The 23,230-nt window shown below is 44.0% G+C and carries 14 protein-coding genes; 10 read left to right on the forward strand and 4 right to left on the reverse strand.

Annotated features, from left to right (window positions below; genetic code table 11):
• Positions 1-538 precede the first annotated feature (538 nt).
• Genes recD through ACSC9N_RS15365 form a run of 3 tightly spaced genes read right to left on the reverse strand, consistent with a single transcriptional unit; the run spans position 539 to position 9,799 of the window.
• On the reverse strand, positions 539-2,323 hold the full coding sequence (gene recD, locus ACSC9N_RS15355) for an exodeoxyribonuclease V subunit alpha (protein ID WP_130235396.1): 1,785 nt from the start codon (positions 2,321-2,323) through the stop codon (positions 539-541).
• A gap of 39 nt (positions 2,324-2,362) precedes the next feature.
• A complete protein-coding gene (locus tag ACSC9N_RS15360; RefSeq protein WP_010325787.1) occupies positions 2,363-6,115 on the reverse strand; it encodes a UvrD-helicase domain-containing protein in 3,753 nt (1,250 codons plus the stop codon).
• A gap of 3 nt (positions 6,116-6,118) precedes the next feature.
• On the reverse strand, positions 6,119-9,799 hold the full coding sequence (locus ACSC9N_RS15365) for an exodeoxyribonuclease V subunit gamma (RefSeq protein WP_010325786.1): 3,681 nt from the start codon (positions 9,797-9,799) through the stop codon (positions 6,119-6,121).
• A 178-nt stretch (positions 9,800-9,977) separates the two neighbouring features.
• Between ACSC9N_RS15365 and ACSC9N_RS15370 the strand changes: the two genes are divergently transcribed.
• Positions 9,978-10,520 carry a hypothetical protein gene (locus ACSC9N_RS15370; protein ID WP_010325785.1) on the forward strand — a complete coding sequence of 181 codons (543 nt, stop codon included), beginning with the start codon at positions 9,978-9,980 and terminating at the stop codon, positions 10,518-10,520.
• Positions 10,521-10,574: 54 nt separating this feature from the next.
• Here the strand turns inward: ACSC9N_RS15370 and pap are convergent, their stop codons facing one another.
• On the reverse strand, positions 10,575-12,002 hold the full coding sequence (gene pap, locus ACSC9N_RS15375) for a polyphosphate:AMP phosphotransferase (protein ID WP_010325784.1): 1,428 nt from the start codon (positions 12,000-12,002) through the stop codon (positions 10,575-10,577).
• Positions 12,003-12,198: 196 nt separating this feature from the next.
• Between pap and ACSC9N_RS15380 the strand changes: the two genes are divergently transcribed.
• The 9 genes from ACSC9N_RS15380 (at position 12,199) to ACSC9N_RS15420 (ending at position 23,017) form a co-directional block, all read left to right on the forward strand.
• On the forward strand, positions 12,199-12,903 hold the full coding sequence (locus ACSC9N_RS15380) for an FFLEELY motif protein (RefSeq protein ID WP_004978789.1): 705 nt from the start codon (positions 12,199-12,201) through the stop codon (positions 12,901-12,903).
• 167 nt (positions 12,904-13,070) lie between these two features.
• The gene (gene ubiE / locus ACSC9N_RS15385) at positions 13,071-14,015 is read left to right on the forward strand and encodes a bifunctional demethylmenaquinone methyltransferase/2-methoxy-6-polyprenyl-1,4-benzoquinol methylase UbiE (RefSeq protein WP_010325783.1); all 945 of its coding nucleotides are present in this window, start codon (positions 13,071-13,073) and stop codon (positions 14,013-14,015) included.
• A 23-nt stretch (positions 14,016-14,038) separates the two neighbouring features.
• Positions 14,039-14,710 carry a ubiquinone biosynthesis accessory factor UbiJ gene (locus ACSC9N_RS15390; protein WP_010325782.1) on the forward strand — a complete coding sequence of 224 codons (672 nt, stop codon included), beginning with the start codon at positions 14,039-14,041 and terminating at the stop codon, positions 14,708-14,710.
• Between the two features lie 12 nt (positions 14,711-14,722).
• Positions 14,723-16,342 carry an ABC1 kinase family protein gene (locus tag ACSC9N_RS15395; protein WP_010325781.1) on the forward strand — a complete coding sequence of 540 codons (1,620 nt, stop codon included), beginning with the start codon at positions 14,723-14,725 and terminating at the stop codon, positions 16,340-16,342.
• A gap of 162 nt (positions 16,343-16,504) precedes the next feature.
• Positions 16,505-17,581, forward strand: a complete 1,077-nt coding sequence (locus ACSC9N_RS15400; RefSeq protein WP_010325780.1) for a patatin-like phospholipase family protein — start codon at positions 16,505-16,507, stop codon at positions 17,579-17,581.
• Between the two features lie 261 nt (positions 17,582-17,842).
• Positions 17,843-19,129: an FAD-dependent oxidoreductase gene (locus ACSC9N_RS15405; RefSeq protein ID WP_395474911.1), complete on the forward strand. Its 1,287-nt coding sequence runs from the start codon at positions 17,843-17,845 to the stop codon at positions 19,127-19,129.
• 188 nt (positions 19,130-19,317) lie between these two features.
• A complete protein-coding gene (hisIE, locus tag ACSC9N_RS15410; RefSeq protein WP_010325778.1) occupies positions 19,318-20,100 on the forward strand; it encodes a bifunctional phosphoribosyl-AMP cyclohydrolase/phosphoribosyl-ATP diphosphatase HisIE in 783 nt (260 codons plus the stop codon).
• 11 nt (positions 20,101-20,111) lie between these two features.
• Positions 20,112-21,614 carry an AAA family ATPase gene (locus ACSC9N_RS15415; protein ID WP_130235393.1) on the forward strand — a complete coding sequence of 501 codons (1,503 nt, stop codon included), beginning with the start codon at positions 20,112-20,114 and terminating at the stop codon, positions 21,612-21,614.
• A gap of 38 nt (positions 21,615-21,652) precedes the next feature.
• Positions 21,653-23,017, forward strand: a complete 1,365-nt coding sequence (locus ACSC9N_RS15420; protein ID WP_010325776.1) for an ATP-binding protein — start codon at positions 21,653-21,655, stop codon at positions 23,015-23,017.
• The last annotated feature ends 213 nt before the right edge of the window (positions 23,018-23,230 follow it).

Here is a 23,230-nt window from a genome sequence, read left to right on the forward strand (position 1 = left end):
CACATCACACAGAAGAAAAAAGTCGTATTTCACTCATCTTCATGTAAGCGATTGCTTACACAAACTCCTCATTTTCTCCATTATTCAACCTAAATCTCTCTAAAAAATGCAGTATTAAAAATTTAATAAATAAAAAAACAAGCACTTAAAGACATAAGAGCTAAATTTAAAAAAGCATAAGCTGTGCAATACTGAGACAGTATCTCTTCAATATTTAATCTAAAACTGTATTTTATACTTCGAGGAATGAATGGCTATTTTTTGTCATATTTTGCCAATTTATCAGAGATAAAAAAGCCTTGTAGTCTCTCCCAAAACTACAAGGCTTAGCGGCTGTAAGTTTCCTCTTTCACCTACTTCACTGTAAGTTCGCTGTCTACTGACGTTATTATTATCTTTTTGCGATTATACTCAACATTCCGTGTTGAGCTCTTTATGTGAAGCCATCTTCTCAAAATCCTCAGTAAAGCTCTATGCGCAAATCTCCTGAATCCCTGTAAGCCATTTCGTACAAAGCTCCTATTTGTTTATTAAATCTTCACAATTGAATTTGTTGATTAATTTTTCTTGATAGACCACTATCTCGGGTGGTTCGAGTCACCATAGCATGTACGAATGCATCGGCATCGACCAGTAAACTGACCACTTTTTTCGCCCGCGTAATTGCGGTATAAATCAACTCTTTACTGAGTAATTTTTCAGCCTGCCGATCTAAAACCACCGCGGTATGGGTGAACTCAGAGCCTTGAGATTTGTGAATGGTCAGCGCAAAAGCCGTTTCAATATTTTTGGGTAATCGTGTCGCGGCGACCCATTTATTCAGACTAGGGAAATACACTTCAAACTGCAACTTCCCTTGTTGAACGCGCTGTAAACACAGGCCAATATCGCCATTCGACACCCCCAACTGATAGTCGTTATAGGTCATCATCACAGGACGTCCTAAATACCACTCACCCTGCTTGATTTGTTTTGACTGTTCTAATAAGCGCTGCTCGATTTGCAGATTGAGCTGTTTTAAGCCGAAATGGCCGTGACGTATGGCGGCCAAAATACGGTAATCATCAAAATGATGAATCACTTTGGGTACGAGAGACTCATTAGGATTTTGCTGATATTGCTTTAAAGCCTCGACATAGCCCTGAAAGCCGAGCATCAACAGATCATAATAATGTTGTAACTGCTCTGCAGATAAAGCCTGCTCAGGCAACAATTCAAGTTGTAGATAATCGACCTTGACCTGATCCAACTCAACCGCCTTCAACGTCGTGGCATTTACTACTTGCTGTTGAAAAGTATGCAATACGCTCTGTTTTTCGACAGGATGCGTCGTTGAGTCAAAACAAGTTTGCTGTTGAATAAATTGTGCCAACTTTCCAATCCGTGCATCTGATTTGAAACGACGGCTATTGACCAAATTGACTCTATTTTCAGCCAAAGCTGGAACCTGTTGTAGATCGGCGAGTACAGAGCCGACATCGACCGAAGCCAACTGATCGGCATCTCCCAATATAATCAAACGGGCTTGATTCGGCATGGCAGCAAAGAGCATCTGTGCCAAATTTAAATCCAGCATGGATGCTTCATCAACGACAATCACATCATAAGGTAAAGGTTGTCTGCTATGAAAACGCGGTTGCTGCGTATTCCCAAGCCCCAAAAGGCGATGTAGCGTCACAGGGTTTAAGTTTTTCAAATCTGGGGTAACTAAGTCTTGTAACTTTTCATCCTGAAAAGAGTTCTGAAGGGCTTCTTTCATCCGCTGCGCCGCCTTACCTGTCGGTGCAGCCATCGCAATACGAATATCAGGCAGACTTTGTTTGAGCACTGCAATAATACGCGCCAAGGTATACGTTTTCCCTGTGCCCGGACCACCTGTAATGATCGCGAGCGCCTGCTCGGCCACCATAGCCAAAGCCTGTTTTTGGTGTTGATCTTCTAGTAAATGAGCATAAGCTGAAATATCCACTTGCGTTAAATTTTGCAGTTTTAACCGTGCTACTTGCTGGGCCAAGGACTGCTCTAAAGCCCAATAACGATACAGATATAATTGCTGCTGATCGTAAACAAACGGCGCTTTTTGTTGCTGTGCCTGCTGTTCATCCATGACCAAATCATCTAAGACTGTGACGGCTTCAGCTGCAACCGAGAAACAACTCTCACCGCGTAGCATGGCTTCAAGGACCTGTTGAATCACTTCACTTCGCGCTTCGGTGAATCCTGTTTTACTCAGTGGCGACTGCTGAATAAACTGACTCCAACGCGTTAACCATGTGTCTACCACGGTAGCCTGATCAATACTGGCTTTACGAACATTTTCCACACGGTTATCCTCAAAGTTATCCACAGCTTAATTCTTTGTTTATGAGTGACTAATTTCACTTAATTCAGAAGTTTTGCCTACATGATTTTCAGTAGAAGTATCCTCAGCAAAATAACCCAAAATCGCATCTAGTCTTAAAATAAACTCTGGGCTAGCACGCCAACTTAAAACCCCTTGATCAGGCTGCCCATTCATCCCTCTCAAATAGAGATAACTCGCCTGACCAAGATGTTTTTCAATGTCATAGTCCAGCAAATTCACTTTTAAATAGCGATGCAAAGCCACCAAATATAAGCCCGCCTGCAACCAATAACTGGCATGTGACATATTCAATTGGATTGCGTCATGATTGTAGCTCTGCTGATCCGCCCCTAAGAAGTTACTTTTATAATCGGCGATGTGATAACGCTGACCATCAAAATAAACCAAGTCTATCGAACCTGTCAGATAACGAGCAGAATTGGCTTCATTTAAGTCGAGTAGATCAATGCCGTATTCTTGAAATAATGCCTGTATGCGTTTAATCGCGAGCACATGATCGGACAATGACAAATAAAAAGGAAACTCAGCCAAGTGTTCATCGGCTTTGAGTTGCTTCAACTGAAAACCAGCATGCAAAGGCGTTTCTAGCACATCTACTAACCACGCTTGCATCCACTGTACCAATTGGATTTCATCATCCTGTCCAAACTCGTTTTGATATTTGCCCAATAACTCTTGCCACAGTAAGGGACTATCATTTTTAAAACGACGATGAATTTCCAGTCCCCAGTCACGCGAGTCCTGGAAATCAATGTGCTCGAAAATTTCGTGCAGGAAGGTTCCCGCAGTCGTACCCATTGGAAACTGCCGTTTAATCCACGCCAAAGGCTGACTCAGTTCCACATCCTCAAGTACAGGATGATTGATCTCGTCATCCGCACTGCCCACTTTCTCGCTCAAAACAGCTAAGGCATCCATTGCCTCTTTACGACTCAAATGCTGTGCCAAAGCACTAAAACTGGTTTTGGAACGTGGATAAAAACGCTGTTCAGGAAAGGCCAAAGCTTGCAGTTGAATGATCTCTTGCTGCTCGGCTGGCTGTAAACGAACCGGCTTTTCAGTCAGCAGCACCTCATTACCACTGGCAGGATGCTCAAACAGATTACCTGCTTGACCACGCCAAAACGCCAATGCCGTATTTGATTTATATTCCTGATCTTGCAGCAAGGCATACACGCGGTGGCTCGCACGGGTCAGTGCGACGTACCATAAGCGATGCTGTTCCGCTTCGGCTCGCTCATTGTGTTGATCAATCGCGGCTGGGTCTAACAGGTTGGCATCATTTACTGCCACGATGCGCTGTAATTCGCTCTGCCCTGTCGTCGGATTGATCTGTTCCAGTGTTGAAAAATTTAAGGTTTTATTCATTTCCTTAAAGTCTTTGTCGGCACCCAGCAAGAACACAATTTTAAACTCTAGACCTTTGGACTGATGAATAGTCATCAGCTGTACGCCTGTGGCATTGGAGAGTTTGCGTTCCAACTCCCACTCACGTTCCGCAGGCAAATGTAACTGTTTGAGATACCAATGATACAGTTTCTGCGCGCCTTGGAACTGCTCACTATGTTGGCTCAACAACTCAGTCAAATGTCGAAGATTAACCACAGTCCGTTCGTTGTCTCGGCTTTGGTAAGCCACCAAGTTTTTCCACACTTTAAAAAGGTTTAAAGCGTACTGCCATGCACTTAAAAAGCCTTTATTGATCCACATGTCGCGGATGTCATCAAAATCCGCCATAAACTGGCTCAAACCGTTGGCTTGCTTTTCCAGTTCTAGTAACTGTTTTAAATCAATCGCCAACAGCCGGCTCAAAAGCGCACGGCGAACTTTGGCTTCATCAAAAGGATGCATCATTGCGGTCAATAACGCACCGACATCTTTCGCGACCTGACTTTCAAACACACTGCGTTTAGACGGACGGTTGACCAAAATTCCCAAACGCTCTAGTTCAAACTGAACTTTGTCCAAGCCATCATGGTTTTTCGACAACACCGCGATATCATTTGCCCCTATAAACTGTAGCGAATCATCTGCCACATACAGTTGCTGTTGAATGCATTGGTTGATTAAATCACGAATTTTCCATGCTACTTGTTGAGCTTCATTTTTTTTGTCTTCAAGTAATAGCCAGCGCAGCGGTACATGGTTTTCACCCTGTGCATCGACCAAAGCGGGATGTGGTCGAGTCCCTGCTTCTACAGGCTGGTAATAGACCTGCTCACCAAAGTCCTGTTGGCGTTGAAATAAAGCATCCACCACCTGTACCAGTTTTTGTACAGAACGATGATTATATTTCAAACTATACTGCCGACCTTGCTTTGCCAAAACATCTAAACGTGCCTTGTTATAGGTCAGCATGTCACCACCACGAAAGCCATAAATAGCTTGTTTTGGGTCACCGACCATAATCATACAACCTTGATGATAGCGCTGTGCATCACGCCAAATTCGCGCCAACATATCATCTTGGTCTTGGTTGGTGTCTTGAAACTCATCCACTAAAATGAGCGGATAGCGTGCTTGTACAAACTGGGCAAAGCGCCGGCCTTGTTCGCCCTGTAAGGCTTCTGACAAGGTACGGATTTGCTGGGCAAAAGTCGTTTCACTCTTTTGCTGCAAGACTTGTGGTAATCGCTTTTTCACCTCAGAACTTAAGTGATATTTTAAATACGCATCCAGCACATCCAAATTGAGCTCTAGCTCTGCCAATGCGTCTAAGAAAATGCGGACCTGTCGCCACACAGGATGCTGCTCAAACTGTTCCAACACATCTACAGCACATTTGTTTAAGACTTTTTTCGTTGCAAGGTCAGTCAGGTGCTTTAAGGTTTTTTCAAAATGTGGCGCAAATAAGGCATAAGCCCGCTGCTCTTTCAGTGCAGTCAAAAAAGCCGGTAAATCCTGACATAGAATGCGTTGCATCAAAGCATCGGTACGCCATTTTTTCCCCAGCACTGCATGGTATTGCCCTTCAGGGGCATAATAGTCTTTCAAGCGTTCAATCTGCGCCACATCCAGCGCGGTAAATTGATCAATGGCCTGCTCAAATTGCGTCAAATCAAGCACAGGTTTTTCCACCTGTTGAAACTGTGCCGATGCAAAGTTCAAACTATTTTCAACAATCGGCACATAGGCCTGTTCGTTTTTTAATTTTTGTTTTAACAGTAAATAATTCACCACAGGCTGTGGCTGTGCCTGAATCCACTCACGTAATACGTCATGAATGAGCTGCTGAGTATAACTCTGCGCATCATCGGTAATATCCGCACGCTCAATCTTGCCACTTTCAAAAGAAAACTCACGCAGTAACTTTTGACTAAAACTGTCCAATGTCCCGACAAATAACTCATCTAACTGGTCAATCACCAACTTCAAACGCTCTTGGGCAAAACCGACCCGCTGTGCATAGTCTATGAGTACTTTGATAAAAAGCGGATCTTGTTCAACAGCTATTTTGACCTGTATTTCTCGCTCGGTCAGACTTTGACAACCTTCAAAATAACGTAAAGTTTCAATCAAGCGTGCCCGAACGCGACTTTTCAGTTCCGCAGCAGCAGCACGGGTGAAGGTGGTTGCAATAACCTGATTTGGCAAATAGGCCCCGAGAAAAATGCGTACCATCAAACTGGATAAAGTAAAAGTTTTGCCTGTGCCTGCTGAAGCTTCAATCCAATGTAAGCCCTGAAAGCTCATATCGGCAATGGGTTGATAAGACATGTTCGATGTGGTGGCCTGAGACTGTGCTGTCATGACTTAGTCCTCAAGGCTTTGCTGATGCAAAAAAATCGGATGATATAGTTCATAAGAAAACTGCTCGCAGGCATGGGCAAGTAATGCTTTGGCATCCTGCTCTTGTAGAATAAACTGCCAGTCGCGGTGTGCTTTATTGGCTTCGTTTTCAGTCATTGAAAAACCACTAAAGCGACCATCTTCTTCCCACACTTTATAAATGGCGTCCATGTCCGCGATCACCATCTGTCCCTGATCATTCAATTGCCATTCATGGGTTTTATCTTTCTCTGCAATTTTCAACAACAAGGCCGCAGGTAAAACTAAGGGCTGAGTTTGTGCATACTCCCATGCTTTCAACCAAGGTTTGAGCCATTCACGCGCCTGATTTGAACTCACACCAGTGCATAAAATGGTTCGGTCACTAAACACCACGATGCGTTGATATTGCTGTCCACCCTCACCCAAATTGACATAAGCCAGCCACAGTAAATACTCCAACCAAACTTTGGCACGGCGCTTTGCCCGCGCACTAGACGCTTCTACACTGACCCATTTTTCAGCACTAAATTTGGCTAAAGTAACATTGATCTGTAAATGCTCACTCACCTTCCATACTTGTTGGGTCGTGGCTGTGGCCTCAGGTGCATAACGTTGTAAACGCGCCAGCAAGCGCTGCTGTTCAAGCACGCTCATTTGCCAGACTCCATCTTGAACTTTACCAATCGGCAGTTGATCCATCAGAAGATTGGCATCCGCTTCTGCTTCATGTTGTTGTAAAAAATGACGGATGGCATAACGTCCTAAACCATCGAGAAGTAAAGGTTCTTGCGTTGCAGGAATCTCTTCTGGTTTTAAGTTTTCCACGCCTAAAGTCTTGAGATACAACCGTGCAGGGAAAGTGATGTCCTGAATCCACTGCTGACTATCAAGAACTTGAATGTCTTGCTCTAATTTTGGATAAGGCGTGTTGACCCAACTGCTCCGTTGTCCCGATGCATGTTGCAATTGTTTCGCGACTTGAAACCATTGGTCTTGAAAACGAATACTGTGCTCAGACTCAAAACCACGCGGATCAAAAGGCAATAAAGGATGGACATGATACAGCGATGCCAACTGTGCAGGAACAGTCACACCATGCTGATCAACCGTTGCACCGGCACTCTTGGTCTGTGTGTCAGGCTGCACAATAAAGGCCATATGCTGAATCAGTTCTTGCAACACTGTAGACGGATCACGGACTTCACCATCGTTGATATCAAAGCCATTATAAAATAACCATAAGTTCTCTTGTGCCAACAACAACGCATCTAGAAAAGCCCCTTGATCATCTTCCAAACGGGAACGATCCCCCAGTTGTGGTTTCAGTAAATCCATTAGGTCAAAAGGCAAATGCGCACTACGGTTGGGAAACTTGCCACTGTCCAAGCCCAACATCACGATCAACTTATATGGCACAGGTCGAATCTGACCAATTTGACTAAACGTGATCTGCCCCGTGGGTTCTGCATAGTCCAGTTGCGCTTCTAAGGTCTTTTGGACTTCTTCTAATACATAAGGCAAAGGTAAACTTAAACTGCGCAGTGCATGATGGTCGTGTTCGTCATAGAAACTCGCCAAGGTCAGCATACGTTCTTGTTTTTTGACCATCTTATACACTGCGGCCAAAGACTCGACACCCGCAGCTTCAAACTCGCGAATATCTTCCATCAAACGATTCAGCCAAGTTTCCGCAGTCGTTCGCTGTCCGGTTTCATGCGCGATCATCCACTCGGAACGGTGTTTAAAATCTTGATAGATTTCTATCAAAACACCAATCAGCTCAAAATCACTCGACTGTACTTGGGCATAGCTTAAAGTCTCATGAAACAGCACATGCTCTGGTACAGCGACGCCTAAAGCCAAACGATCTAAGGCAAACTTCAGACTATAACGATAATCTTCATCCCCTTCGGCCAAACTGCGTTTTAAATGTTCGGCATCCAATCCACGCTTAAAGCCTGCGTTGATCAACAGCTCAGTCATCCGCTCAATCATATTCATGTCTAAGCCATAACGTTGCTGCGTTGCATTTAAACTGAGCCAATCGGCAAAGTCCTCAATACTGAAACGCCCCCGTACCAAGACCATCCGTCCCAACACAGCACGCCATGCATTTAAGACATCGAGCTGAGTCACGCCAGCTAGCTTAATCGGCAAATAAATACTGTCTTTACTCAGTTGATGGCCCTTTTTCAAAGCCTCACGCTCATGGGGAGGAGGTGCAAAAACACTGCGAATAAAAGGTTCTAGCTCAGTCAAACTGGGCGTCAACACTAAAATATCACTTGGACGTCGTGGTGCTTCAGCCGTGCCCTGAGCCAACCAATGCGTCAGTTGATCTTTGAGGACTTCAAGCTGTCTAAGGCTGGAGTGACAGACATGAATCTGTATCGAATCATCTTGTTCAGCCAAAGCATACTGATGCTGCGTAGGTTCTACCAAATACAGGACATCGGACTGAATTTTACCAAGTAACGTTTCTGGATACTCATCGACAAAGACATCGGCCCATACGCCATCTTCACCTGAAGAAAGGTTGGAAAGTAAAGAGAAATGGTCGCGCGCTTGTTTACCAAATCGGGTCAGTAAAGGATGGCGAGACTCTCGGGTTTCTGCATTAAAATTGAGGGTAAACTCATCAAAAAACTGCTGAATCTCTGCATCATTGGCATTTGGATTTTTTTCAATAAAACGCTGCTTTACCCGTGCGTCATAACGCGCTTTCCAGTTGGGATCGACACTGTCTGCCCAGTATTCTTGTGAAGGGTTATAGTGAAAAATAAAGATATCGAGGTATTGCCCCAATCGATGCAAAAACTCCAATTGTTTTGGCGGTAAATCTAAAACCGTAAATACCACCAACTGTGCAGGCAATTTTTTCAGTGCAGCGTCTCGGGTCTCTGCTTGATCGAGTAAGCCCCAAAATGCAGTATCAATACGCTGAATTTGTTCAAAGTCAGCATGGAACACCACTTGCCAGAGCCAACGTTGCCATGCTTCCAATTCATAAGCTTGATTGAGTTGAAAAGCACTGAGTTCTTGCTGAGTTTTAAAGAACATCTGCTCCAAATCGAGCGGCTGGTTTTTGCCCCACGCTTGTAACCAATTGGTCTGGCAACGGCAACTTTGCGGTGGACAGCCTTTGGTGCAATGCCCACGATAATCCATATAAAAACTAAACAGCCGTGAAACCTGCTCCGCGACCCAATACAGCATGCTTTGCTTTTTGAGCTGTTTATCGATGCCTTGTTGCAAACGGTCAGCGCTGGCATAGATCCGCTGAATAATCGGATACAACGGATGAGCAACCTCTAAAGGATTCAGCTCGGCTTGTATAAATTCTTTTAAGGCTTGAAAGACACGCCATTTAATAATCAATCGCGGAATATTGGCTTTACGGACTTCATCTTTTTGGTCGACCAAAACCCACTGATAAGCCGCCCATTGAAAACCACGAATACGATGATGAAACTGCGTGTTGGCACTGATGCCCTGCTGCTCTGCCAACTTTTGTGTTAGCCAGGCCTCAACCGCAGGTGAAGGTACAATAAAGTGCTGTGCTTGCAACACTTGAAAGGCATTTTTGGCTGGTTTAAAGACGGTTTTTTGCATGGCCTGCAACAGAACATCAATACGCTGACTTTGTATTACGTGTATCGCCATGTTTCCTCTCAAATAACCATCTTATGAAAAATCTACAAAAGTACACAGATTATTGACTATACTTCTAGTTCTGTCTATGTCACTTTCATGACATATTTCTATTTAAAATTTGCTTTAAAATACGCACTTTAAGCAAAACTAGAATCAATGTGAATCAGGATATTTTAGGATTTAGAAAATGAAATTAGAGCACATTCCAGAAAAAATTGATCCCTCTTTAAATTTAGAAAAAATCCGCGAAGAATGTTTGGACTTAGTCAAAAAGCGCGCCTATTTTTCCGCAGGTGCAGCGGTTATTCCAGTCCCTTTCCTTGATGTGGTGATTGATGTGGGCATATTGTCGCAGTTGATTCCCGAAATTAACGCCCGCTTTGGCCTAACCCCTGAGCAAGTCAGTGTTTACGACCCAGAAACCAAGCAAATACATTGGTCAGAACTGCGTAAACGTGGCGTGGAGTTCTCTGGACTGGTGGTGGCACGTACAGCCGTGAAGAAATCCCTCAATAACATGGCAGCCAAATACATCACTAAACAAGTCACTAAATTCATTCCTCTTGGTGGACAAATGATTGCGGCCAGCTTGGGTTATGTCGTGATGAAAAAAATTGCGGAAACCCATGTGGAGGAGTCGTATAAGCTCGCCAAAGGCATTCAACTAAAACAAGCCGCTGAACAAGGTGTTCCTGTTGCAGCGCCAGTGACCCAAATTCCTTTAAGTTAAAGAACTAAATCTACCTCTATAAAAAACGGTCAAATGACCGTTTTTTTAAGTTTTTTAATCCGTGTCGCGATCCGCTTTGAGCTGTTTTAAAATCGCCCTTAAGACTTCAATTCGGGCCTGTTGTTTATCATTGGTGGAAATAATATACCAAGGCGCATAACCCGTATCGGTATGTGCAAACATATCCGCGGCTGCCTTTAAATAGTCATCCCATTTGTCGCGATTGCGCCAATCTTCTTCGGTAATTTTAAAGCGTTTATGCGGGGTACTTTCGCGGGCTTTAAAACGCACCGCTTGTTCATCTTTATCTATCGCCAGCCAAAACTTAATCAGCACGGTTTGGCTGTTGCTGAGGTTTTTTTCAAAACGATTGATTTCCGCATAAGCGCGTTGCCACTCAACCTCGGTTGCGAAGCCTTCTATCCTTTCTACCAAAACACGTCCATACCATGTCCGATCAAAAATAGTGATGTCATCCGACTGCAATTTGCTCCAAAAACGCCACAGATAAGGACGGCGTAACTCATATTTTTCAGGTGCGGCAATGGTATGAATTTCATATTCTCGTGGGTCGAGCTTTTTCACAATGCGCTTAATCGCCCCCCCTTTACCCGCAGCATCCATACCTTCAAAAGCGATCACCACTTTACGGTCATCACAGCGGATGGCATCGGCCACTTGTTTGGTGAGTTTTTTCAATTCTGCTTTATAGTTCGCATCCTCAGCTTGAGGGACTTCAAACTGAGTCAAAATATCTGGTATCGGTGCTTGCTGCCATTTTAGCGCGGCCTTTTTTTCATGCTCTGGACAGTGTCGCAGCGCTGTTAAAATCGCTTGTGCAAAATTGTGATTACGCAAATCTTCATCTTCACCATCAATGATTTGCCAGTCATCGGTGAAGCGCGTACGTAGCTTTTGTAAGGTGTCATATTGTTTTTTATTGCGCCAGTCTAGCCCATGCAACTTATGCCAATGCACTTCGCTCGGGTCCATATCATCCAGACGCTTTTGCAAAGACTTCCACGACAAATCGAACCAAACTTTTAAGACATCTACGTTGTTGTTTTTTAAGTCCTGTTCAAAAGCCCGCATATTGCTAATGTATTCATCAAACAAAGTGTCGTCCAAAGGCTTTGAAGCATGCATGGCCGTAGCCAACAAGTCCCCATACCAATTACCAAACCACACCATAATTTGCCCTTCGGCAGGTACAAATCGAGTATAGGGCTGCCAAAAAGGCTGTTTTAGATTAAACAGATGCGGTGGATCGGCTTTGACATATAAAAAACGCGGATCGACCCATTCGCGCAGCTGTTTCACCGCTTCGCCTTTACCCGCAAGTTCAATTCCACTGACCAAAATCACTAAACTTTTTGCATTGCTCTGATCACGGGTATTCATCAACGCATATTGCGCTTCAATTAAGTCCAGTGAAAGCTGTTCTTCGTTCAGCACTGCACTGTCGATCGTTTCTGTATCCATTGCCCCCTCCTTTTTTCTATTTAATCAAATCACTAGATCCTAAAAGATGATGGTCTAGATGATTTTCATATGTATCTTTTGACTACTTCTACATCAAACTGACCACAAATAAATAGTTTTTTTGTCACTTTGTCATAGCGAGTTCCGTCATCACGCACTAAGATTTAGCTATCTTTAAATAGAACTGAGACAGCAAATGTCCAAACTCGCCGCCCTCGATGAGCTTTTAGAACAGTATTACCAATTGCATTATCATCAAGATTCGGTGCTCTTCCAACGTTTACAAGATGTGCAAGTCTGGCAAAAACAACGGATGCAACGCACGCATAACCGTGCTTTCGCAGAAAAACAGAACCTCTTGATGGCCGAGTATTTTATCAACCGTTTATATGGTGGCCCAGATTTTGACGCTTTGGCAGGACAAATCGCGCGCTTGAGCAAATATGCGCACAAAGCGGAGAAATTAATTCCTGAAAATGCCATTAAAACCGGTACCTCTGGGGTTGAGTTGGCGATTTTGGCGGTTCGACTTGATGAACAAGTGGCGATGCAATTGCTGAAAGATCACCATCCCTCTGAAGCCTTAACCGATGATTTGATGCGCCAAGCCTACTTAAAACTAGAACAAGGCGAAGAACGCTTGAAACAGCTATATTTACTCGATCAATTGGGTAAGAACCTCGATAAATACATGCGCTCTTTTATGGTCTATACCGCTTTTAAGATGTGTAAAGGGACTGCCAACAAATATAACTTCAATGTCATGTATGAATTTATGCAGGATGGCTTTTTGGCCATGAAACCGCTAAAGTCGGCAGAGAAATTTGTGAAAGACTTTACGGCGGTGGAACGTCAAATTATTGATAAAGTCCATGCGGGGCATTTGTATCCTTTTCAGTAAATTTCAACGAATGACTTGATAAAAATAAGCCAGCAGCAGCTTTGCTCTGCTGTTTTTCTGTATATTATTCAGCACAATTGCATGATGGTTACTGTACAACGTCCTAGAATCTGTCATCATGCATGCACTGCAACATTTACCCTATTGCTATGTTAGGAGTGACTCCCATGTCGAATGAAAATCAAACGCCTACCGCTACTCAAGAGTCGGCACAAAACACAGACAAAGTGAGTCCATTTTTAACTGAACCATTACCCCAAGGCACGGCGCAAGGTCAGCAAAAATCATTACAACAACAGTTGACTGATACCCCAGTAACGGGTTCTGTACCCAAATACAATCTTCCTCGCGGTGCCAATACAGGCAACGTCGGCAGTACCACACACTTTGGTTACCAGACGGTGAGCAGCGAAGATAAAGCGCAAAAAGTGGCGGAAGTTTTCCACTCGGTTGCCAGCAAATACGACATTATGAATGACTTGATGTCTTTTGGTATTCACCGTCTATGGAAACGCTTTGCGATCAATATGTCAGGGGTACGTCGTGGTCAACACGTGCTAGATATTGCTGGCGGGACAGGCGACTTGGCTAAAGTGTTTAGCCGCGAAGTTGGCCCTACAGGTCATGTGGTACTTTCAGACATTAATGAATCGATGTTGAATGTGGGGCGTGATCGTTTAATTGATGCAGGCTGTACCAATGTTGACTTCGTATTAGCCAATGCTGAAACCCTCGAGCCATTTGAAGACAACAGCTTTGACCTACTCACGATCTCGTTTGGTCTACGTAATGTGACCGATAAAGATGCAGCACTTGCAGCGATGTACCGCGTGCTTAAGCCAGGTGGTCGCCTACTGGTATTAGAGTTTTCTAAACCTGTGTTTGAGCCTTTTTCAAAACTGTACGATCTATATTCGTTCACCGCACTGCCGATCATGGGCAAAATTATTGCCAATGACTCAGAAAGCTATAAATATTTAGCCGAGTCCATTCGTATGCACCCAGACCAACGCACGCTAAAAGGCATGATGGAAAATGCAGGCTTCCAAAACTGTGACTATCACAACCTGACAGGCGGTATCGTTGCTGTACACCGTGGTTTTAAACTTTAAAATTAAACGTTTAAGGGCAAATTATGTGGTCGATTCTGGCACTCGGTGCAATTGAACGATTAATTCATCATGTGATTAATTTGGATGCGATCACTCGCATCCAGCTCAATGAACTACAAGGCAAGATGTTACGTGTGGTGATCGCATCCCCGCAACTGTCTGTAGATGTGTTCTTTGACCAAGCCAAAGTGCGCTTAGAACCTACCGTTACAGGGCATAGTGAAACAGCGTCCATTTTCGAACAACGCCCTTTTGACCAAGCTCAATCTCACACCCCAGCAACCGCAACTTTAACGGTGGCCAATGTGGTTGAGCTGCTCAAGCTATTACTGGCGGATGATGTCGGCAATATCCCGCTCCAAGGTGATTATCACCTTCTACAGGATATTCAACGGATTATGCAACACGCTGAGCCTGACTTGGCTGCGCATTTAAGCCCATGGATTGGCCCAAGTTTGGCGCATGAATTGGCTAAAATTCAGCTGGCACCAAAACACATCAAACAGGCCTTACAAAGTCATTTGTTTTTTGCTGAAGATGCCTTGAAAGAAGACAGTGGTCTATTTGCCCCGCGTTGGCAAATGGATGATCTGCATCAAGATACCCGCATTTTTAATCAAAACTTAGATCGTGCCGAAGCCAAAATTCAACAGCTTCAAGCACAGATTGACACTCAAGACTCAACTCAGAACTAGGTATTTACATATATGATTCCGCACGTTTCACGTTTACTCGAACTTTGGCGCATTGCCGCGCACTATAGACTCGACACGTTGTTTCCTGCGGAAGAATTACCTGAAAAAGCGCGTCATGCGCTGGGTGTAATTCGTATGCACCCTGCGGCATGGTCCAGTCGTGAACGTAAAAACCCACTGAAGCTCAAACAAGCTTTAGAGGAAATGGGACCACTGACGATTAAAATGGGACAACTGCTGTCTACTCGTCGTGACCTAATTCCACCTGAAGTACTACAACAACTGGTTCTACTCCAAGACCGTGTCAAACCCTTTGGTTCTGATGTCGCGAAAATGCGTATTCAAGACTCATTGAAAGCCGATGTAAATACGCTGTTTGCACGCTTCGACGATCAACCCTTGGCAGCAGCCTCAATTGCTCAAGTACATACAGCCGCTTTACATGATGGTCGCGAAGTGGTGGTGAAAGTCACCCGTCCCGCTATTCGTAGTCAAATTTTACAAGACTTTGAAATTTTAGAATGGTTGGGCGATTTTCTTGAAAAACGCCTAGAAGCCGCGCGTGCACTACACTTATCTGAAATTATTCAGGACTATCGTCAGGTCATCTTAAATGAACTGGATTTGACCTTAGAAGCCGACAATACCCGTCGTATGCGCCATTACTTTACAGGCTCAAGCATGATGTATGTGCCTGAAGTCTATATGGATAGCAAAGACGTGATGGTGGCTGAACGCATTACGGGCGTTCCCATTTCAGACATTGAAACCTTTGAAAAGCTGGGGATGGATCGTAAAGATCTGGCGGAAAAAGGCTTAACCATTTTCTTTACCCAAGTCTTCCGTGACAACTTTTTCCATGCCGACATGCATCCGGGCAATGTCTTCGTTGAAACACTAAACCCAAGCCAACCCCGCTATATTGCACTAGACTGTGCCATTATGGGTGAGTTGTCGAAGCACGACCAAATGACCGTGGCACGTATGCTGCTTGCGGTCATGAACAGCGACTTTATGCAACTGATTCAAATCGTGCATCAAGCTGGTTGGATTCCACCGGGCACAGACCAAGATGCACTAGCACGTGAAATGCGTCGCACGGTCGGGCCAATGGTGTCCAAACCCATGCATGAATTGGACTTCGCGGGCATTTTGATTCAAGTGATGGATATTGCACGACGCTTCCATTTGGAAATTCCGCCACAACTGATGCTGCTGCTTAAAACCCTCGTACATGTTGAAGGTTTAGGGACTGACCTTTACCCGGAGCTGGACATTTGGAGCCTAGCTAAGCCAATCCTGACCGATTGGATCAAAGCGCAAATGAATCCACAAAAGAACCTAAAAGAGTTAGGACAAAAAATTCCGGACTTACTTTTAGGGGCGCAAGACTTCCCAACGCTGTTGGTCGATAGCTTAAATGGTCTCAAAAACCAATCAGCTTGGCATGCTAAACAGCTCAATGAACTGCAAAGTATGCGCCTACAAATGGAGCATCAGCAAAAACGCAGTTGGATTTTTGGCAGTCTCATGGCCATTTTGCTGTCGATTGCGATTATCTCGCCTTGGTTTATTTCAGTGATTTTAATTGTACTCACCAGCTTACTGGCGGTGTGGCGCGTGTTTAAATAGACGCTTTCTGCTGTATTAAAAGCCTGAGTCTCTCAGGCTTTTTTATGTTTAGGTTTTATGTAGGAAGTGACTCCCAAGTCATTCTTGGATCACTTTTGCCAATGCGCTCGCTCTCTCGCCAGTTAAAATGACAATACATATTGTCTATTTTGAATGATCACGATGACTCAAATCCTGCAAAAACACCCTCCCGCTTTAAGCATTCGTGCAGGTAAATTAGCACGTCAACTCATTCAAAGTGAAGGCTTACAAGCTGAACAGGTCGATATTGTACCCGGTGCCGCAGGTGGGCCCAAAGGCATCGGGATTCAAGGTTTAGACCAAGCCATTTTTGGTGAATTCTTTGCTCGTGCACCGCAAAGACGAACGTTGATTGGTTCATCCATTGGCAGTTGGCGCTTTGCGAGCATCTTAGCGCACGGTGCGAAAGCAGGTACCGAACGTTTAGGTGAACTCTATACCAACCTCTATTTTGACAAAAAAATGCAGCGTCAAGAAGTCAGTGATATTTGCCGTGGCATGCTGCTCGACTTGGTGCAAGGCAAAGAAGCGGAATTGGTCAATCATCCCGATTACCACCTCACAGTGCTGTCGATTAAAGCACAGCACATCTTCCAAAGTGACCAAGTTCTCCCGCTATTGGCCTCTGTGGCAGGTATCATCGGCACAACCGCTGTTTCGCGAAAGCATAGTCGCCACTTTATGCAACGGGTAATTAGTCAGCCCAGCAATGGTAAACAATTTAAAGTGGAAGATGATTTCCTCACTCATTATCACAGTCTCACCACTGCAAACGTTCTGCCTTGGCTGATTGCTTCAGCCTCTATTCCAGGCGTGATGGCCGCAATTCGCGATATTCCAGATGCGCCACAAGGCAGTTATCGCGATGGTGGTCTGATTGACTATCACATCGATCTGCCTTTTGAGAGTCAAGGCATTGTGCTTTATCCACACTTTACGGACAGCATTACGCCCGGTTGGTTTGATAAGCTGTTTAAACGTCACGCCAATCCTGAAAATCAAGCCCGTACGCTGCTATTGTCCCCATCCCAAGACTATTTACAGAGCTTACCTTTAGGACGCCTGCCCGATCGTAAAGATTTCACACTCAAAGGGCTCGACCAAAAACAGCGCATTCAAATGTGGAACCAATGTATTTCTGAAAGTCAGCGCTTAGGCGATGAGTTCTTGGAAATGGTGGAAAAACAGCATTTTGCACAGGTCATACAAGATTTATAAACAAAATTTGCGCATGAATGTAATCTTGTTTAATCTGACCAAATAAAGAAAAATCGAGATTACATTTTTTCTATGCTAACAATAATTTCAAGTGAACAAGAAAAGTATGCTCAAATTATTGAATTACAAAATGAATCATGGGAAAAAAGTATTATTGCAAGCTCGTTAGAGGATTCCATTCAAATCAACATCGACCAATTAAAAAAATCGGATGATATTCGTTATGAATTCATTTTAGACAATGGTTAAATCATTCGATCTATGATTTCTAATCACCCACCCCACTTCGCCATTATTGGTGCAGGAACCGCAGGATTAGCCACTGCGATTTTACTGGCTCGACAAAATATTCAAGTCAGTATTTTAGAGAAAGCCTCAGAACTTGAACCTGTCGGAGCAGGACTGTTACTACAGCCCTCTGGTTTAGCTGTTTTTGAGCATTTAGGCCTTTTAGATGAAGTTTTAAGACTGGGTGCAAAAGTCACTGGGCTTAAAGGTCAGTTGCCGAGTGGAAATTTACTGGTCAATAGCCATTATCAACAAGCGCATCCTGATTTTTATGGTGTAGGGATTCATCGAGCAACGTTATGTCATGTTTTAGAAAATAAATGCCGCGAATATCCTGCACTCATTACTTGGCAAATGAATACCGACATTCAAAAATTAGAAGAAACATCCGATCAAGTCCGAGTTTTGGGTAGTAAAGATGGTGAATCATTTGATCAAGCTTTTGATGCTGTGATCATTGCCAATGGCGCACGCAGCTTTTTAAGACCGAAAGAATGGGTAAAGGTTGATCAAGCTTATCCTTGGGGAGCCAAATGGACAATTGTTCCCGAATGTCTTGAATTAGACACAGAAATTTTACATCAGTTTCATGATCGCTCTAAAATCATGATGGGCATCTTACCGACAGGTACAGTGCCACATGAACCCAAGCAAAGACTGTCGAGTGTATTTTGGAGTCTTCCAAGCCATCAGCTAAATAACTTTCTACACAATTCACAAGCGCATTCTGACTGGTTAAACCAAGTGTCTAAGCGTTGGAAGCCTGCTGCGGATTGGTTAGAACAAGTCATTGCCCAGCCTGAACAAAAATCACAATGGTTGACGGCAAATTATCGTGATGTGGTGCTGTCTAAGTTTGGTGAGGGTCGTATCGGTGTCATGGGTGATGCAGCACATGCCATGAGTCCACAATTGGGGCAAGGTGCAAATATGGCCCTTCTAGATGCATGGGCTTTAGGGCAAGCGGTTCAAAGCGCAAGAAAAAATGAAAACATTGATTATGTTCAACTCTGGCAAACGTATCATCAACACCGTCAAAGTTCCACGGCGTTCTATCAATTTTTAAGTCGTTTACTCACACCACTTTACCAATCTGACCTATGGTGGGCAGGTGGTTTACGTGATTTAAGCTTTGCTTGGATGTATCGAATTCCCTATTTCCGTGAAGAAATGGCGGTGACGATTTCAGGTTTAAAATTAGGCATGTTCAGTCAAATGAACTATCGGGATATTGCAAAACAAAACAATCATTCTGTGTAGAATGCAACGACAATCATCTTCATCCGCTTTGGATGGGTAACGGATAGTTGAATTTCTAAAATACATTATTAAGCCACTGTGAGATAACTGTAGAAAGTTTCTCCTCTATTCTGTTTAAATCACGTAGACTATAGCGCGCTACGTTAATATCGTAACACTCTCAATATTTATTCGCTTGGTGAAATCTTATGAACAATTTGCAATGGCTCGATGAAGTAAAATTTAACGAACAAGGTTTAGTCCCTGCCATTGCACAGCATCACCAAACGGGACGTGTCTTGATGGTTGCATGGATGAACCGTGAAGCTTTGGCTTTGACGGCTGAGAAAAACCAAGCCGTATATTTCTCTCGTTCACGCAATAAGTTATGGCACAAAGGCGAAGAGTCTGGACATTTCCAAACCGTGCACGAAATTCGTCTCGACTGCGATGCCGATGTAATTGTGCTGCAAATTGAACAACACGGCGGAATTGCCTGTCACACAGGTCGCGAATCGTGCTTCTACCGTAAACTCACGCCAAATGGCTGGGAAATAGTGGATGCACAACTCAAAGACCCGAACGCAATTTATGGTGAAAAATCAACCAACCCACATACATTGGTAATGAATGCCTCAACGGTGCAGTCTGAGCAAGTTGAAGTTTTATCCTACCTCGGTCAAATGATGGCTGAGCGTAAAGCAGCGGATCCAGACTCGTCTTATGTCGCGAAGCTGTATCACAAAGGTCTCAACAAAATTTTAGAAAAAGTCGGTGAAGAAGCGATTGAGACAGTGATTGCTGCGAAAGACTTTAAGTCTGAAGCCAATGAAGACCATAAAAATGATTTGATCTATGAAGTGGCGGATCTTTGGTTCCATACGATTGTGGTTTTAGGTTATTTCGACTTAGATCCTCAAGTGGTTCTCAATGAATTGGCACGTCGTCAAGGGCTTTCTGGTTTGCTTGAAAAAGCCAACCGCAGCCACTAAGTTTATTGCCTGTGTCAAATATCATCAAACCGAGCGCGACTTATGAGCAAGCCATTGCTATTGATAACGCGCGTCTGGGCAAATCGTTTAAAGTAATTGCCTATGCAGGCACAGGTAAAACCACTACCCTGCAAATGATTAGCGATGCCATGCCACAAAGACGTGGCATGTATTTAGCGTTCAACAAAGCCATTGCCAGCGAAGCGCAAACGAAGTTTCATGGCAATGTCGACTGCCGTACTTTCCACTCGCTCGCTTTTCGCAGTGTTCCACGTGGAGTGACCGACAAACTTCGTCTGCCTCGTTTAAGTCCGAGTTTTATCGCCAAAGAATACCGTCTTGAACCCATCACCCTAAGACGGATGATGGGTGGACGTTATGAAAAATATGTATTGATGCCCTCACGCTTGGCCAGCCTTGTGGCGAATGCTGTGAGTCACTTCTGTTCAACCAGTTCTCAGTATCCTGCACCGCGACATTTACAAGCACCGAGTTGGTTACATCCCGATGATATCGATTCATTACAAAAGCACCTCTACCCTGCCATTGAACGTCGTTGGTTAGAGTCCATCGATCCCAATCATCAAGCTGGGATTGGTCACGACATTTATTTAAAACTGTGGGCGTTGTCTGAACCCAATATCCCAAGTGACTATGTGTTGTTTGATGAAGCACAAGATGCTGACCCACTGATGTTGGGCATCTTACTGAAGCAGCGTAATACACAAGTGATCTATGTCGGAGATGCACACCAACAGATTTATGCATGGCGCGGCGCAGTCAATGCCATGCAACAACTGCCATTACCTGAATCCCGTCTCACCACCTCGTTCCGTTTTGGTGAAGAGATTGCATTGCATGCCAATGCCATTTTAGGCGCCTTGAATGAAAACGTACCACTCATGGGTAATCCTCTGCTCAACTCCAAAGTGGTCAACAAACCTCATACCAAAATGCGCGATGCGATTTTATGTCGCACCAATGCGCGCGCTATGGAACTGTTGCTTTCAGGATTGGTCCATGGTGACAAAGTCAGCCTACAAGCCGACCATGTCAAACTGAACCGCTTTGTCGATGCTGCGGCAATGCTCAAACAAGGCAAGCGCGTCACCGATGTGCCGGAACTGGCCTGGTTTAATTCTTGGCATGATGTACATGAATATTGCGAAACCAATGACGGCAGTGACATCAAGCCTTTAGTAAAATTGGTAGATGATCATGGCACCGATCCACTCAAAAAAGCCCTCGCGAAGATTACGCCGATTGAACAAGCGGATTATATTATTTCCACCGCACACAAAGCCAAAGGCTTAGAATGGAACCGCGTTCACATCGAAGATGATTATCAGTTTAAGGTCAATGACAAAGACCATAAAATTAGTGATGAAGAGTTAAGACTGCTTTACGTGGCCTGTACACGTGCTAAAGTAAGTTTAAATATCCATCACATTTACGATCTGATGCAACAGCTGAAAAAACAAATGCCAAGCTCATTACGTAAAGTTGCTGGATAGTCGAATGTAAAAATAGTCACAACCGCTGCGGGTGTTCTATGAAAATTCAATCGATTCACCTGAAACACATCCTGCATTTTGCTGACCTTAAAGTCGATTTTTCTTATCACGATAAACCCGTCACTTTAATTTTAGGCGATCAAGCCTCAGGCAAGACCTCAATCTTACGTTTTAGCTATCAGGCTCTGACTTGGTTTGCGGCCCGTTATAAAGATTTACGCTCTGCAGGTGTGGTGATGTTAGATCACGACATTATGCTGAACCGCCTACAGTCCAAAATTGATATTCAAGTTGCTGTGCCCGCTGAGTTGTATGCTCTCAAACCTACGGCAGCCGATACTGCGCCCGAACCCTATACATGGCAACTTTACAAAACCTTAAACCAACAAGGCATTGGCATCAGCCGAGTTGAAACATTAGAACTCGAACAACTGGTCAATCTATATCAGCAAGCAACGTTACAAGATCCGCTGCAAGGTTTACCGTTGATTGCGTATTATCCTGCGGAACGTTTTGTCAATGAGATGAATATTCTCAGCAAGAACAATCCCCTGATTTTCCAACATGCACATGCCTATGAAATTTCAGCTATTCCCTATACCACCTTTGCGCGCTTCTTTGAGTGGTTTCGTGAAATCAGCGATATTGAAAATGCGCAAACTGCACAGTTTTTACAAACGATATTGCATCAGCCCAAAAGCATGCCACCCGATATTCCCTTAAGCTATAAACTGGCTCAGGCTCAAGCACATATCCAGTCGCCCAGCCTACAAGCACTCAAGCAAGCGTTAGCAACCGTTCTGCCCGAAATAGAAGATCTTTATCTGCAATATCATCCCAAGTTACAACTGATGGTGCGCTACCATGGCAACAGCATGCTCTATCAACAGCTTTCCAATAGTATCCGCAACTGGGTGGCGCTCGTTGGCGATATTGTGCGACGTTTATGCCTACTCAACCCTGAAAGCCTGTTCCCTTGTTTAGAAGGTGACGGCGTACTATTAATTGATGCGATTGATCATCAATTGGATCAAAATATGGCGCAAGTCATTTTAAAACGTTTAAATCAGGCTTTTCCTCGACTACAAATTATCGCCTCAGGCAACCGAAGTGAGTTGCTGGAACAAGCCAGTGAGTTTCAATGCCTCAAACTGGAAAATAAGCAATTAAGTCCGATCCAACTCGAACCACTGCAACATCAGTTCGATGTAATTTACCAAAACCTTGCCAATCATGAAGCGATGAGTGGAAGCACCGAACCGATTGCGGCTGAACCCCAAGATTTAAGTGTGGCTGAATTATTCACACAGATTCAACAGCAGCTTTCTCCCGAACAGCAACAGCATTTGATTGCTTTACTCAGTGCTGAAGATGATGCTTCATCGGCAAATCCATTAACTTAGCCTGCTTCATAAGCATATCTATTTCAACCCTCAAAAACAGGCGACCAATGGTCGCTTTTTTACATTTCTTGCACTGAGAAAGTACCTGCCACCCACCAAGAAACAACCATCACGCGTATAATGTTTTGCGTCAGCGCAAAAAAGATTGATGTTGTTTTAGTCATGTTATATGATCGGTTTTACTTGCAAATTTCTAACTGAAATCGGATTTTG

Source organism: Acinetobacter sp. PC34 (genome assembly GCF_051789135.1).
Lineage (GTDB): Bacteria > Pseudomonadota > Gammaproteobacteria > Pseudomonadales > Moraxellaceae > Acinetobacter > Acinetobacter johnsonii.

What these genes read in the sequence shown, in the direction of transcription:
- ACSC9N_RS15360 (WP_010325787.1), bottom strand. Translation starts at nt 6,115, where the DNA reads ATGACAGCACAGTCTCAGGCCACCACATCGAACATGTCTTATCAACCC.
- ACSC9N_RS15365 (WP_010325786.1), bottom strand. Translation starts at nt 9,799, where the DNA reads ATGGCGATACACGTAATACAAAGTCAGCGTATTGATGTTCTGTTGCAG.
- ACSC9N_RS15370 (WP_010325785.1), top strand. Translation starts at nt 9,978, where the DNA reads ATGAAATTAGAGCACATTCCAGAAAAAATTGATCCCTCTTTAAATTTA.
- pap (WP_010325784.1), bottom strand. Translation starts at nt 12,002, where the DNA reads ATGGATACAGAAACGATCGACAGTGCAGTGCTGAACGAAGAACAGCTT.
- ACSC9N_RS15380 (WP_004978789.1), top strand. Translation starts at nt 12,199, where the DNA reads ATGTCCAAACTCGCCGCCCTCGATGAGCTTTTAGAACAGTATTACCAA.
- ubiE (WP_010325783.1), top strand. Translation starts at nt 13,071, where the DNA reads ATGTCGAATGAAAATCAAACGCCTACCGCTACTCAAGAGTCGGCACAA.
- ACSC9N_RS15390 (WP_010325782.1), top strand. Translation starts at nt 14,039, where the DNA reads ATGTGGTCGATTCTGGCACTCGGTGCAATTGAACGATTAATTCATCAT.
- ACSC9N_RS15395 (WP_010325781.1), top strand. Translation starts at nt 14,723, where the DNA reads ATGATTCCGCACGTTTCACGTTTACTCGAACTTTGGCGCATTGCCGCG.
- ACSC9N_RS15400 (WP_010325780.1), top strand. Translation starts at nt 16,505, where the DNA reads ATGACTCAAATCCTGCAAAAACACCCTCCCGCTTTAAGCATTCGTGCA.
- ACSC9N_RS15405 (WP_395474911.1), top strand. Translation starts at nt 17,843, where the DNA reads ATGATTTCTAATCACCCACCCCACTTCGCCATTATTGGTGCAGGAACC.
- hisIE (WP_010325778.1), top strand. Translation starts at nt 19,318, where the DNA reads ATGAACAATTTGCAATGGCTCGATGAAGTAAAATTTAACGAACAAGGT.
- ACSC9N_RS15420 (WP_010325776.1), top strand. Translation starts at nt 21,653, where the DNA reads ATGAAAATTCAATCGATTCACCTGAAACACATCCTGCATTTTGCTGAC.